The organism is Segniliparus sp., from assembly GCF_051660745.1.
Taxonomy (GTDB): Bacteria; Actinomycetota; Actinomycetes; order Mycobacteriales; family Mycobacteriaceae; genus Segniliparus.
On sequence record NZ_JBOFQF010000003.1, the window covers coordinates 153,026 to 165,780 of the forward strand.

13 protein-coding genes are annotated in these 12,755 nt (G+C 68.9%); 10 read left to right on the forward strand and 3 right to left on the reverse strand.

Features of this window, described 5'->3' with window-relative positions:
- The first annotated feature begins 29 nt into the window (after window positions 1-29).
- From ACRC20_RS01100 to ACRC20_RS01135, 8 genes are all read left to right on the forward strand, one after another.
- Window positions 30-953 (forward strand): hypothetical protein, encoded by a 924-nt coding sequence (locus tag ACRC20_RS01100; protein WP_438684470.1) that lies wholly within the window; start codon window positions 30-32, stop codon window positions 951-953.
- Window positions 954-1,144: 191 nt separating this feature from the next.
- Entirely contained in the window at window positions 1,145-2,596 is a 1,452-nt protein-coding gene (locus tag ACRC20_RS01105) for a cell division protein PerM (protein WP_438684471.1), read from the forward strand.
- Window positions 2,597-2,605: 9 nt separating this feature from the next.
- Window positions 2,606-3,235, forward strand: a complete 630-nt coding sequence (purN, locus tag ACRC20_RS01110; protein ID WP_438684472.1) for a phosphoribosylglycinamide formyltransferase — start codon at window positions 2,606-2,608, stop codon at window positions 3,233-3,235.
- Window positions 3,232-4,785 carry a bifunctional phosphoribosylaminoimidazolecarboxamide formyltransferase/IMP cyclohydrolase gene (gene purH, locus ACRC20_RS01115; protein ID WP_438684473.1) on the forward strand — a complete coding sequence of 518 codons (1,554 nt, stop codon included), beginning with the start codon at window positions 3,232-3,234 and terminating at the stop codon, window positions 4,783-4,785. Before purN ends, purH begins: the two co-directional genes overlap by 4 nt.
- A gap of 116 nt (window positions 4,786-4,901) precedes the next feature.
- Window positions 4,902-6,185, forward strand: a complete 1,284-nt coding sequence (gene eno / locus ACRC20_RS01120; RefSeq protein WP_438684474.1) for a phosphopyruvate hydratase — start codon at window positions 4,902-4,904, stop codon at window positions 6,183-6,185.
- A 13-nt stretch (window positions 6,186-6,198) separates the two neighbouring features.
- On the forward strand, window positions 6,199-6,573 hold the full coding sequence (locus ACRC20_RS01125) for an FtsB family cell division protein (RefSeq protein WP_438684475.1): 375 nt from the start codon (window positions 6,199-6,201) through the stop codon (window positions 6,571-6,573).
- The gene (locus tag ACRC20_RS01130; RefSeq protein ID WP_438684476.1) at window positions 6,570-7,136 is read left to right on the forward strand and encodes a DUF501 domain-containing protein; all 567 of its coding nucleotides are present in this window, start codon (window positions 6,570-6,572) and stop codon (window positions 7,134-7,136) included. The genes ACRC20_RS01125 and ACRC20_RS01130 overlap by 4 nt, the downstream gene beginning before the upstream one ends.
- Window positions 7,129-8,103: a Ppx/GppA phosphatase family protein gene (locus ACRC20_RS01135; protein ID WP_438684477.1), complete on the forward strand. Its 975-nt coding sequence runs from the start codon at window positions 7,129-7,131 to the stop codon at window positions 8,101-8,103. The genes ACRC20_RS01130 and ACRC20_RS01135 overlap by 8 nt, the downstream gene beginning before the upstream one ends.
- 127 nt (window positions 8,104-8,230) lie before the next feature.
- On the opposite strand, the gene ACRC20_RS01140 is transcribed toward ACRC20_RS01135, so the two are convergent.
- The 3 genes from ACRC20_RS01140 to ACRC20_RS01150 all read right to left on the reverse strand — a co-directional run bounded on the left by ACRC20_RS01140 (window position 8,231) and on the right by ACRC20_RS01150 (window position 10,852).
- Entirely contained in the window at window positions 8,231-8,584 is a 354-nt protein-coding gene (locus ACRC20_RS01140; RefSeq protein WP_438684478.1) for a hypothetical protein, read from the reverse strand.
- A 233-nt stretch (window positions 8,585-8,817) separates the two neighbouring features.
- Window positions 8,818-9,627 (reverse strand): HAD family hydrolase, encoded by an 810-nt coding sequence (locus ACRC20_RS01145; RefSeq protein ID WP_438684479.1) that lies wholly within the window; start codon window positions 9,625-9,627, stop codon window positions 8,818-8,820.
- A gap of 67 nt (window positions 9,628-9,694) precedes the next feature.
- Window positions 9,695-10,852 (reverse strand): LLM class flavin-dependent oxidoreductase, encoded by a 1,158-nt coding sequence (locus ACRC20_RS01150; RefSeq protein WP_438684480.1) that lies wholly within the window; start codon window positions 10,850-10,852, stop codon window positions 9,695-9,697.
- A gap of 260 nt (window positions 10,853-11,112) precedes the next feature.
- On the opposite strand from ACRC20_RS01150, the gene ACRC20_RS01155 reads away from it, so the two are divergent.
- Both ACRC20_RS01155 and ybeY read left to right on the forward strand, forming a co-directional pair.
- Complete coding sequence (locus tag ACRC20_RS01155; protein WP_438684481.1) at window positions 11,113-12,213, forward strand: PhoH family protein; 1,101 nt, start codon at window positions 11,113-11,115, stop codon at window positions 12,211-12,213.
- Entirely contained in the window at window positions 12,210-12,752 is a 543-nt protein-coding gene (gene ybeY, locus ACRC20_RS01160) for an rRNA maturation RNase YbeY (protein ID WP_438684482.1), read from the forward strand. The genes ACRC20_RS01155 and ybeY overlap by 4 nt, the downstream gene beginning before the upstream one ends.
- Window positions 12,753-12,755: the final 3 nt, after the last annotated feature.

Sequence of the window (12,755 nt, forward strand, 5' to 3'; positions counted from 1 at the left end):
GTGAGATTTGAACGAGGGAGATATTCGCAATGAGCTACCCACAGCAAGGCTATGGAGCCCCGCCGCAGGGCGGATACGGAACGCCGCCGGCCGGGTACGGCCCTCCTCCGGGTCCCCAGGGCGGATACGGCTACGGACAGCCCGGCCCGTACGGCCTCCCGCCGCAGCCGAAGGAGCCTGCCGACCTCGGCAAGATCTTCGGGTTCTCCGTGCTGGGCCTCGGATCGCTGATCGGACTGCTCTTCCTGGTCCTGGCTTTCCTCGGGGTCGAGGGGCCGCAGATCGTCGCCCCGACGGCCGTTGCCGAGCTGTCGGCGGCGTTGATTGTCGCTTTCGGGCTCGCGGCGAAATCCGCGCCGAAGAGCTCGGTCGTTGTGGCGGGGCTGAGCGTCGCAGGCGCGGTCGCCGGAGTGGTGGCCGTTGTTGTCGGCTACGGCACGGACCCCGCGAAGCTGGAGTCCACGTCGTGGATCCTCCTCATCGTCGTGTTCGTCCTGGCGCTGGTCCAGGCGGGCCTCGCGGCTGCGACCGTGTTCGTCGACAAGGGCGACGACGAGGGGGACGTGAAGACGGAGACCCCGCCTTCGCAGACCCAGGCGAGCCCGTACGCGGGACCGCAGCAGCCGATTGCCCCGCAGTCCTACGAGCAGCCTGTCTCGCAGCAGCACGCTCCGCAGCAGTCCTACGCGCAGGCTCCGGCCCAGGCGCAGCAGCACGGACAGCAGCACGCCGCCGCGCCGAGCCCGTACGCGCAGCCGGTCGCGCCCGCGCCGCAGGCTCCGTCCGCTCCGCAGCCGCAGGCCGCCCCCGCTCCGCAGGCGCCTGCGACTCCGCCGCCCGCGCCCGCCTCGCCGTACGGCATCCCCGCTGCGGGAGCGAGCGCCCAGCCGCCCGCTTCTCCGGCGCAGCCGCAGATCAACCTCGGTCTCGGGGAGCCGCCGCGCGCTCACTAAATTTCCTGTGGCTCAAACGGCGATCTGCTTCGTTGCTCCTCGCCTTATGTAGGCCTCTTTCTACACGGCGGCTCGGTGCGCCTTGCATCTCATCCGTTTGATCTCCCAGGAAATAGCTCTTCGTAGTTCAGGCTCGTCGTTCGCGGCGAGCCTGAACTGTTTTCGGGGGAGTGTTTGCCACACTGGGGCAAATGGTTGCTCGCACGGTTCCCCGGACCTCGGCCCGACAGGGCGAGGTCACGCCGAATAGGACCCGTGTCCGAAATTTCAACTCGAATCCGAACGCGCTCAGCGTGCTGAGGGACGCGTTGGTCTGGTCGGAGTCGCGGACCGCGCGAGAGCCCAGGTCGCTCTTCACCGTCGCCTTCGCCCCGTCCGGCGTGTTGCTCGGGCTCATCGCGGCCCTTTCGCTGGTGACCTTGGTGAGCGTCGACAGCGACTTGCAAGGGGCCTTCGGGGCGATCGCGCTGGTCTGGCTCGCGGTGCACCAGGTGCCGGTCTCGATCGCCGACATCGCTCTCGGCGCGCTGCCCCTCGCCCCAACGGCCCTGGTCATGGTCGTCGTCGCCCGGATATCGGCGCAAGCGGCCTCCACCCGGCCCACGCATCGGGAACTGCGGCAAGTGCTCGCGGCCGCGATGGGCGGCCCGCTTGTGATCACTATGATTCTGCTCGCGACGGCGAAAGACGCCGCGACGGTCGTCCCGCTCAACTCGCCGTCGCCCGCGCCCGCGCTGGCATGGGTGACGGGAATCCACCTTGTCGCCGCTGGAGCGGGAATCTTGTGGTCGCGGCGCGAGGGCTTCGCGCAGGCGCTTCCGGCATGGGGGCCTTCCGCGTTGGCGCTCGGCGCTCGCGGGGCGCTCTGGCTGTTCGTCGCGGGCGGGGGACTCGCGGTTCTGAACATGATCGCGCACTGGGGCAGGCTCGCCGAGGGGTTCGGCGCGGCCTCCGGCCCCATCGGGCTGGTCGGAGTCCTCGTGATCAGCGTCCTTTATTTCCCGAACGTCATGGTGTCCGGGATCGATGTGCTCCTGGGCGCGACGGTGCGGCTGGGCGCCACGTCCGTCGGCGTCGCCCATGCCCATATAGGGCAGCTCCCGCTCCTGCCGGTCTTCTCCCCGCTCGTCCCCTGGCATTTCGGGAATGCCGCCTTCGCGGCGCTCGCGATCCCCGCGCTGGTCGGGGCATGGCTCGGCTCCGAATGCGCGAGGGCGGCCGGTTCCGTCGCCGCCTCGGTGCGCGCCTCCGCCACGTCTGCGGCGCTCGCCTCGGCGATCGTCCTCGTCGGCTCTGCCACGATGTGCGGGAAAGTGGGCGTGATCGGCCGATGGTCGGTGAGCCTGCCGCTCGTCGGGATCGCGGCATTCGTCCTCCTCGCAGTGCCCGCGATCGTGGTCGCCGTCGCTACCACCGCCCCTGCGGCGCTGCGCGACAAGCCCGAGCCCGTCGTCGTCATCTCTCCTGCGCGGGACAAAGACTCGTGGGAGGACTCGGCCGAAGAGGACGAGGCGGCTGATGCCTCGACGGAAGCAGCGGAGGCCGGGGGCACGGCTTCGGAGCCCGAAACCGCAGAGCCCGAGGAAGCCGCAGAGCCTGAGGAAACAAGGCCCGAAGCAGGTGGCGCGCCGCGCGCCGAGTAGGCTCTGCTGGTGATTCACAACGGTTCCGAGCCTCCTCGGTCAGCGCGTATCGCTGTCCTCGCCTCAGGAACCGGCAGCCTCTTCAAGGCGTTTCTCCACGCCGCCTCCGCTGAGAACTACCCAGGCCACGTGGTCGGCCTCGTGGTGGACCGGGAGTGTTTGGCCGAGTCCATCGCGCACGACGCGGGCGTCGCGACGCAACGCGTTGACCCCGGCGCGTGGTCGGATCGGGCCTCCTGGGACGAGGCGCTCACTCGGGCGGTGGCTTCGACGGAGCCGGACGTTGTGGTGTGCGCAGGGTTCATGCGGGTGCTCGCGAGGAGCTTTGTCGACCGTTTCCCGAACCGGATCGTGAACTCCCACCCCGCGCTGCTGCCGTCGTTCCCCGGCGCGCACGCGGTGCGGGACGCCCTCGCCTACGGGGTGCGGGTGACCGGGACGACCATCCACTTGATCGATTACGGCGTGGACACCGGGCCGGTCCTCGCCCAAGAGCCGGTGCCGATCCTGGCCCAGGACACCGAAGAGACGTTGCACGAGCGGATCAAAGAAGTCGAACGACGGCTGCTGCCACAAACCGTGGCGGGGCTCATCACCGGCGCGGTCGCGCCGCCCTATCGGAAGGAGCAGGATCGTTGACGAGCGATGAGCGGCGTGGGATTCGCCGAGCGCTGGTGAGCGTGTCGGACAAACGCGGGCTGGCCGAGTTCGCGGCAGGCTTGGCCCAGCGCGGGGTGGCTTTGGTGGCGACCGGCTCCACCGCCAATCTCATCGAAGAGTCCGGTGTCGCGGTGCAGCGGGTGGAAGAGCTCACCGGGTTCCCCGAGGTCCTCGACGGGCGGGTCAAGACCCTGCACCCGAAGGTGCACGCAGGCGTGCTCGCCGACACCCGGCTCGAGTCGCATGTGCGGCAGTTGGCGGAGCTCGGGATCGAGCCGTTCGACTTGGTCGTGGTGAACCTGTACCCGTTCTCGGCGACGGTGGCCTCCGGCGCCGGGTTCGAGGAGTGCGTGGAGCAGATCGACATCGGCGGCCCCTCGATGGTGCGGGCCGCCGCGAAGAACCACGCCAGCGTGGCCATTGTGGTCGACCCGGACCTGTACCAGGAGACATTGGCCGAGGTCGACGAAGGCGGCTTCACCGCGCAGCGCCGCCGCGAGCTCGCGGCCAAGGCTTTCCGGCACACGGCCGAATACGACTCCGCGATCGCCAACTGGTTCTCGGCGCAAGAGTCGGGCGACGAGCCGCCTGCGTGGGCGAGCCTGACGCTGCGCCGGGCAGACGTGCTGCGGTACGGGGAGAACCCGCACCAGCGCGCCGCGCTGTATGTCAACGCGACCGCGCGCGTCGGGCTGGCGCAGGCGGAGCAGCTGCACGGCAAGCAAATGAGCTACAACAACTACACCGACGCCGAAGCCGCGTTGCGCGCGGCGGGGGAGCACGAGGGCCCGGCCGTCGCGATCATCAAACACGCGAACCCGTGCGGGATCGCGGTGGGCGAGACTGTCGCCGAGGCGCACCGCAAAGCGCACGCCTGCGACCCGGTGAGCGCGTTCGGCGGTGTGATCGCGGTCAACCGCGAAGTGGACGAGGCGCTCGCGGCCCAGATCGCCGAGGTGTTCACAGAAGTGGTGGCCGCGCCGGGCTTCACCGAGGCGGCGAAGGAAATCCTGTCCCGCAAGCCGAGCATCCGGCTCATCGTCGTCCCCGAAGCCCCCAAGCCGGGCTGGCAGCTCAGGCCGATCCCCGGAGGCGCGCTCCTGCAGGAGTTCGACGCGCTCAAAGCGCCGGGCGACGCCACGTCGGCGTGGCGGCTCGCGACGGGCGCCCCAGCCGATCCGGAGACCCTCGCGGACCTGCAGTTCGCGTGGCGCGCCTGCCGTTCGGTGAAGTCCAACGCGATCGTCCTCGCCAACGGGCTCGCCACGGTCGGGGTCGGCATGGGCCAGGTGAACCGGGTGGACTCGGCTCGGCTCGCGGTGGCGCGGGCGGGGGACCGGGCGCGGGGGTCGGTCGGAGCCTCGGACGCTTTCTTCCCCTTCCCGGACGGGCTCGAAGTCCTCGCGGAGGCCGGGGTCAAGGCGATTGTCGCCCCAGGCGGCTCGGTGCGCGACGGCGAGGTCGCCGAGGCCGCGGAGCGGGCTGGCGTGACGCTGTACCTCACCGAGGTCCGGCACTTCTCGCACTGATCCCGGCGATATCGGCGGTGTGAGGAAGGCTGCGGGAGACGCAGCGGTTAGGCTAGGAGCCGTCGGCCCCTGACGAGCAGGGCTGTCGCAGCGACTTGAAGAAGGAGAGGCCGCCCATGGCGAGCATTGAGGACGTTCACGCGCGGGAGATCCTTGACTCTCGGGGCAACCCGACGGTCGAGGTCGAAGTCCTGCTCGAAGACGGCAGCGCGGGACGCGCGGCAGTCCCGTCCGGAGCGTCCACCGGCGAGCACGAGGCAGTGGAGCTTCGCGACGGCGGCTCGCGCTACGGCGGCAAGGGCGTGGAGAAAGCCGTCGAAGCGGTGATCCGCGAGCTCGGCCCGGCAGTCCTGGGCTTCGAGGCGGAGGACCAGCGCCTGGTCGACCAGGCGCTCATCGACGCGGACGGCACCCCGGCGAAGTCCCGGCTTGGCGCGAACGCAGTGCTCGGGGTCTCTCTCGCGGTGGCGAAAGCGGCGGCGAACTCCGTCGGACTGCCGTTGTACCGCTACCTCGGCGGGCCGACCGCGCACGTCCTCCCGGTGCCGCTGCTCAACATCTTGAACGGCGGCGCGCACGCCGACACCGGCGTGGACGTGCAGGAGTTCATGATCGCCCCGATCGGCGCCCCGAACTTCAAAGACGCGCTGCGCTGGGGCACCGAGGTGTACCACGCGCTGAAGGCGGAGCTGAAGAAGCGCGGCCTCGCGACCGGCCTCGGCGACGAGGGCGGGTTCGCGCCCCAGGTGGCGGGCACGCGCGAGGCGCTCGACCTGATCGACGCCGCTATCGGCTCGACCGGCCTCAAGCTCGGCACGGATGTGGCGCTCGCGCTGGACGTCGCCGCGACGGAGTTCTTCGTCAAGGGCGAGGGCTACAAGTTCGAGGGCAAAGTCCGCCAGGCGGACGAGCTCGGCGAATTCTACGAGAGCCTGCTCGCGGACTACCCGCTCGTGTCCATCGAAGACCCCCTCGCCGAGGACGACTGGGACGGCTGGGTCGCGCTGACCGAGCGGATCGGCTCGAAGGTGCAGCTCGTCGGCGACGACCTGTTCGTCACGAACCCCGAGCGGCTCGAAGAGGGCATCATCAAGGGCGCGGCCAACGCGCTGTTGGTGAAGGTGAACCAGATCGGCTCGCTCACCGAGACCTTCGACGCGGTCACCCTTGCGCAGACCAGCGGGTACAAGACCATGATGAGCCACCGTTCCGGCGAGACCGAGGACACCACCATCGCGGACCTCGCCGTCGCGACCTCGGCAGGCCAGATCAAGACCGGCGCCCCGGCGCGCAGCGAGCGTGTCGCCAAGTACAACCAGCTCCTCCGTATCGAGGAGGGCCTCGGCGACGCGGCCCGGTACGCGGGCGAGCTCGCCTTCCCCCGGTTCGAGAAGGCCTGAGAGAAGAGGCCGCATGTTCCAAGCGATGTTCGCCCGCCGGGCGGTTGTGCTCGCGCTGGTGGTCTGCGGACTGGCATTGACCCTGGCCGGGCCGCTGCGGGTGTATCTCACCCAGCAGCACGAGATGGCCCAGCTGGCGGCGCAGGAGAAGCAGAAGCAGACGGCCATCGACTCGTTGCGGTACCAGCGCGCTCGTCGCGACTCCAACGCGAACGAGGTCATCGAGGCCAGGGGCATGGGCTACGTCTTCCCCGGGGAGACTCCGGTCCAGGTGATGCTCCCGTCGCACGGCGAACAGCAGTCCGCGCCTTCGGCCCCGGAGCGCCAAAAAGAAGGCCCCTGGTACGGACAGGTGTGGAACAGTATCGCCGTCCCTGCGGCGCCGTGACGGTTTCCGACGACGACCTCTCTGCCATCGCGGAGCAGCTCGGACGTGTGCCGCGCGGGGTGCTGGAGGTGGCTTTCCGATGCCCGGACGGCAGCCCCGGAGTCGTGCTCACCAGTCCGCGCCTGCCGGACGGCACCCCGTTCCCGACGCTGTACTACTTGACCGATCCGAGGCTGACCGCGGCGGCGGGCCGGATGGAGTCGGTCGGCACGATGGCGGTCCTTGCCAAGGCGTTGGCCGAGGACTCCGAACTGGCGGCCGGGTACCGCCGCGCCCACGAGGCGTTTCTCGCCAAGCGCGACGAGGCCGCCGAAATCGCGGGCGTGGCGAATTTGGAAGGCGACTTCAGCGCGGGCGGTATGCCGGACCGGGTGAAGTGCCTGCACGCCCTGATCGCCCAGTCGCTGGCGGAAGGGCCGGGGCTCAATCCCATCGGCGACGTGGCTGTTGCGCTCGGCCGCCATTTGGCAGGGGAGCGCGAGAAAGGCTCGTGGCCGAGCGGATGGCCGCAGCTTGCGGATTGGCCGGGGCTGGCGGAGCAGTTGGTGGCCGTGAATGCCTGAGGCTCGGATCCTCGCAGCGGTGGACTGCGGGACGAACTCGCTTCGGCTTCTGATCGGCGAGGCCGGGAACGGCGGCGTTCGCGCCGTGCGCCGGGAGACTCGGATCGTGGGACTGGGCACAGGGGTGGACACGACCGGCCGTATCGCCCCAGAGCCGATGGCGCGCGCCATCGCGGTTTTGGAGGACTACGCCCAGCTCATGCGGGATGCTGGTGTCGTCGAGGCGGCGATGGTGGCGACCTCGGCCTCCCGCGACGCCGTGAACGCCGAGGAGTTCCTTGGCCGAGCGCGGGACGTCCTCGGCGCTGCGGTCGCAGCGCCCGATGTCCGGGTGATCAGCGGGCAGGAGGAGGCCGCGCTGAGCTTCGCTGGCGCCACCGGCGGATTTTCGTCCGAAGCCTCGGCGGCCCCCGGCCCGTACGTTGTCGTGGACGTCGGCGGCGGCTCGACAGAGTTTGCGGTCGGCTCGGAGACCGGTGTGGACGCGACTGTGTCGCTGGACATGGGGTGTGTGCGGCTCACCGAGCGCTTCGTGCGCTCTGATCCGCCTGCGGCGGCCGAAATCGACCGCATACGGTCGTATGTCAAGAGTTTTCTCGAAGAGACCGAGATCGCAGGCTTGCCGGAGGCGCGCACAGCGGTCGCGGTGGCGGGCACCGCGCTCACTGTGGCGGCGGTCGCGCTGGGCCACACAGCTTTGGAGCCTGGCCCGCTCTCTCGGGAGCGAGTCCCGGTCTCGCAGCTTGTGACGACGGCGGGTCTGCTCAGCTCGATGACCCTGGCCGAGCGGACTGCGCTCGGGCCGATGGACGCGGGCCGCGCCCCGGTGATCCCGTGCGGCGCCTGGATACTCGCGGAAGTCGGCCTCTATCTGCAGGAGCGCGCGGGCGTCACAGAATTCCTGGTGCGAGAAGAGGACATCCTCGACGGAGTTTTGCTCCAGATTGCCGCAGGAACGGGCGGCTAAGGGCACGAGCCGGGCACGGTGAAGAGAGCCTGGTGGGCATATGCGGCATATGCCCACCAGGCTCTCGGTCGTAGCTTTTCAGCGCTGCCGCCTTAGCTTTTCAGCGCTGCCGCCCACAGGCTCTCCGCTAGCATCCCGCAATGAGTTCGCCGAAGAAGGCCCCCACCTTAGCGCCGACCTCGCCGCTGTTCAGCTCGTGTTGATGGGTGGTGCCAGAGATCACTCGCCTGTAATCCTCGCACGCCTTGGTGTGGTCGCCTTTCCGGTATTCCGCCAAAATAGCTGGAATTGATCCGCATTGGAGGCCGCAGAAGGTGTGCGGATCGTTCAACTTCGGCACCGGCATCGGCACGCCGCGCGGCTGGACCGGCTGCGGAGCCGGGGTCGGGGTCGACGGAGTCGCGTCAGACACGCTGACCCCGAACCCGACGACCGAAAAAATAGCTGCTGCCGCAACAGCGGACCATTGTGCTGTGATCATTTTGGCTTCTTCCCTTTTTCTCGAATGATGAGGGTGCAGCGTTCTTGCTGGGCTCGTGGTTCTGCCGAGCTCACCCGCGACGAGCATTCCTTGGGAGCAGTCCTGGCGGCAAGAGTTTTATACCGCCCTTATGGCTTGTTGAGCCCCGCCTACGCTTGCGGGGAAGCCGACAACGATGTTCACCGTCCCGCCGAACGCGCGGGACGCGGTGGAATGCGGAGCAGGACGGCTCTTTAGCCGCGTTTGCGGGTGAGGAAGAAATAGGTGAGCGTGCCGGCCGCGGCCGCAGTGATGGAGCCCGCCGCCGAGATCAGCGCGGCACGGCCCTTCGGCAGCTGCTGCGCGGTGCGGGAAAGAATCCGGGCGCGGAGCGACACGGGGTTGGAGAAGGAGAGGACCGGCCAATCGCGCTTGCCTGCGGCCTTTCGCAACGCCCGGTCCGGGTTGACAGCGGTCGGGTTGCCGACGGCGGTCAACATCGGCAGATCGGTGATGGAGTCCGCGTAGGCGTAGCTGGTCGAGAGATCGAAGTCCTCCTGCTCGGCCAACGCCGCCATCGCCTCGACCTTGCCCTCGCCGAAGCAGTAGAAATCCACCTCTCCGGTGTATTTGCCCTCTTGGACGGACATCTTCGTCGCCATGGCGTGGTCCGCGCCCAGCAGTTTCGCGATCGGCTCGACCACTTCCTGGCCGGAAGCGGAGACGATGACGACTCGGTGCCCCCGCGCTTTGTGCGCGGCGATGAGCTCGGTCGCCTCGGCGAACACCATGGGCTCGACGATGTCGCGCAACGTCTCGGCGACCACGGCCTTCACCTCGGCGACGTCCCACCCCGCGCACATGTCCGCGAGATGCTTGCGGAGCCGGTCCATCTGCTGATGGTCGGCTCCGGAGAGCTGGAAGAGGAACTGCGCGTAGCTGCTCTTGAGGACCGCTCTTCGTCCGACGAGCCCCTGCTCGTAGAAGGGGCGGCCGAACGCGAGCGAACTCGATTTCGCGATCAGTGTGCGGTCGAGGTCGAAGAAAGCCGCCGGTTGGGACACGTCTTCAGAATAACGTTCTCCGGAAGGCGCCGCACCTCCGCGTGATCAAAGCCCGATGAGCTGCTGATCACCCTCTCGATCCGACAAAAGCCGTGGCCCCGGACGCTCTGTCCTGGCCGCCGCTCGGCCGCCGCCACAGGCCACGGGCCGTGAGGATCGGCAGCACGCCCTCGCCGAACCAATACGCCTCCTCGACGTGCGGATAGCCAGAGAGGATAAAGTGGTCGATCCCGAGCTCCGCGTATTCCGCGATGCGGTCGGCGACTTCCGCGTGCGAGCCGACGAGCGCGGTGCCCGCGCCGCCTCGGACCAAGCCGACCCCCGCCCACAGGTTCGGAGCGATCTCCAAGTTGTCGACGCTGCCGCCGTGCAGGGCGAGCATGCGCCGCTGGCCCTCGGACTCGCTTCGGGAGAGATTGCGCTGCACCCGCTCGACGTCGGCGGGGTCAACACCCGCGAGCAGCCGGGCGGCCTCGGCCCAGGCCTGCTCGCTCGTGTCCCGCGAGATGACGTGGATGCGCAGGCCGTAGGACAGCTCGCGGCCTTGACCGGCCGCGAGCGAGCGGATCCAGTCGATTTTCTCGCGCACTGCGTCCAGCGGCTCGCCCCACGTGAGATAGGTGTCCGCGTGCGCCGCGGCGACCGCGCCCGCCTCGGGGGAGGAACCGCCGAAGAACACCGGCGGGACCGGGTCGGGCCTGCGGGCGAGGAGCGCTTCGGAGACGCGGATGTGCTTGCCGTCGAGGCTCACCGGCTCGTGGGAGGTCCAGAGCCTGCGCACCACGTCGAGGAATTCGGCGCAGCGCTCGTAGCGCTCGGCTTTCGGCAGGAAGTCGCCGTAGGCCTGCTGCTCGTGCGCCTCGCCCCCGGTGACGACGTTGAGCAGGAGCCGCCCCTCGGAGTGCCACTGGTAGGTGGCGGCCATCTGCGCGGCGAGGGTCGGGCTGATCAGGCCGGGGCGGAATGCGACGAGGAACTTGAGCGTTTCAGTCGACTCGACCAGCAGCGCCGTGGTGAGCCACGCGTCCTCGCACCACGCGCCGGTCGGCGTGAGCACCGCTTCGAAGCCGTTCTCCTCCGCTGCCAGGCTGATCTGCTTGAGATAGCGCAGGGTCGCGGGGCGGTCGCCGGACATGTGGGTGCCGTGGCCGCCCGCGATGAGGCCGCGAGAATCGCCGTAGGTGGGGAGGAACCAATGGAAGGAGAGCGGGGCGCGGGAAGTCACCCGGGCAGGCTAGACGAATTCCGGCTCGCTGATCGAGACGTGCCCGAACGCGGAAACGAGGAGCTGCTGCTTCGCTTTTGCTCTCGATGATTCTGCGTTCCCGGCGATCTTGCGTCATCGCCCCTGTCCTGGGCGTTGCCGAGGGGGAAGCCACTGGCTAATCCATGGCCCAGACGGTAGACTTGCAGTACACCTCGACACTGTGACCAGGAGACCACGATCCACAAGACGAAAGACGACCTCAGCAGCGGAGCAGCCCTGTGAGCAGGGATCACCGCGAAGCCCACCGGGAGGCGGCGACCGCTCGCCCCGTATTGGCCGCCATACCGAGCGGCACGGGCGAAACCAGGCCAGTCCGCCGCAGGATCAACGTCGATCCGAAGACCATGCTGGTCTTGCTCGGGTCGATGGACGCGAACCTCCGGGCCCTCGAGCAGATTCTGCCGGTCGATTTCCACGCCCGGGGCGACGTGCTCTCGTTGACCGGCGCGCCCGCCGACGTGGCCCGCGCGGAGAACGTGGTCGGCGAGCTTGTGGAGCTCGCCGAACGGGGCGGCGCGCTCACCCCCGATGCGGTCCGCCAGGTCGCGCGCATCGAGACCGTGACCGACGAGTCGCCCGCCCAAGTCCTCGGCCACGGCGTCTTCTCCCGCAGCGGCAAGACGATCCGGCCAAAGACGCTCGGCCAGAAGCAGTATGTCGCCGCCATCGACGCGCACACCATCGTGTTCGGCTCCGGGCCCGCGGGCACGGGGAAGACCTACTTGGCCATGGCCAAGGCGGTGCAGGCGCTGGAGTCCAAGCAGGTGCGGCGCATCGTCCTGACCCGTCCTGTGGTGGAGGCTGGCGAGCACCTCGGCTTCCTGCCGGGGACGCTGCACCAGAAGATCGACCCGTACCTGCGGCCCCTCTACGACGCGCTGCGGGAGATGATGGCGCCCGAGACCGCCGCGAAGCTTCTTGAGACCGAGGTCATCGAGGTGCTTCCGCTCGCGTACATGCGCGGTCGCACTCTCAACGACAGCTTCATCGTCCTCGACGAGGCCCAGAACACGACCGCGGAGCAGATGAAGATGTTCCTCACCAGGCTCGGGTTCGGCTCGAAGATGGTGATCACAGGCGACCTCTCCCAAGGCGACCTGCCGCACGGCAGGCGCAGCGGGCTCGCGCAGGCGACCAGCCTTTTGCGCGAGGTCGACGACATCGCGATCGTGAACCTGACGAACGCCGACGTGGTGCGCCACCGGTTGGTCGCGCAGATCGTCGAGGCGTACGAGCGGGCGGAGACAGAAGCCGAGTCGCAGCGGACCCAGACGCGCGCCCAGACGAAAGAGACACGGACGAAGGGGACGCGCGGATGAGCGTGGAGTTGGCGAACGAGTCGGGCGCCGCCGCGCCAGAGGGCATGCTGATCCACGTGGCGCAGTTCGCCCTCGACCAGATGCGGGTCAACCCGGCCGCGGAGCTGTCCATGCTCTTGGTGGACACGACCACGATGACGCATCTGCACCAGCAGTGGATGAACCTCCCCGGGCCGACGGACGTGCTCTCCTTTCCGATGGACGACGCGGAGCCGGACGGGCGCCCGGACGCGGTCGAGGTCGCGCAGACCCTGCTCGGGGACATCGTGCTCTGCCCAGAGGTCGCCGCGGAGCAGGCGCAGACCGCCGGGCACAGCACGGAGCACGAGCTCATCGTCCTGACCGTGCACGGCGTGCTGCACATCCTCGGCTACGACCACGCCGAGCCGGAGGAAGAGGCCGAGATGTTCGCCCTGCAGGGCAAACTCGTCGAGCGCTGGTACGCGAATGTGAAAGCCCAGGCCAAAGCGGAAGCGCTCGGCAAACGAGACGCGAAGCTATTGCGCAGCGTCGGGTTGGAAGCCGAAGGCGACGGCTGAGCC

What these genes read in the sequence shown, in the direction of transcription:
- ACRC20_RS01100 (WP_438684470.1), top strand. Translation starts at nt 30, where the DNA reads ATGAGCTACCCACAGCAAGGCTATGGAGCCCCGCCGCAGGGCGGATAC.
- ACRC20_RS01105 (WP_438684471.1), top strand. Translation starts at nt 1,145, where the DNA reads ATGGTTGCTCGCACGGTTCCCCGGACCTCGGCCCGACAGGGCGAGGTC.
- eno (WP_438684474.1), top strand. Translation starts at nt 4,902, where the DNA reads ATGGCGAGCATTGAGGACGTTCACGCGCGGGAGATCCTTGACTCTCGG.
- ACRC20_RS01125 (WP_438684475.1), top strand. Translation starts at nt 6,199, where the DNA reads ATGTTCCAAGCGATGTTCGCCCGCCGGGCGGTTGTGCTCGCGCTGGTG.
- ACRC20_RS01135 (WP_438684477.1), top strand. Translation starts at nt 7,129, where the DNA reads ATGCCTGAGGCTCGGATCCTCGCAGCGGTGGACTGCGGGACGAACTCG.
- ACRC20_RS01140 (WP_438684478.1), bottom strand. Translation starts at nt 8,584, where the DNA reads ATGATCACAGCACAATGGTCCGCTGTTGCGGCAGCAGCTATTTTTTCG.
- ybeY (WP_438684482.1), top strand. Translation starts at nt 12,210, where the DNA reads ATGAGCGTGGAGTTGGCGAACGAGTCGGGCGCCGCCGCGCCAGAGGGC.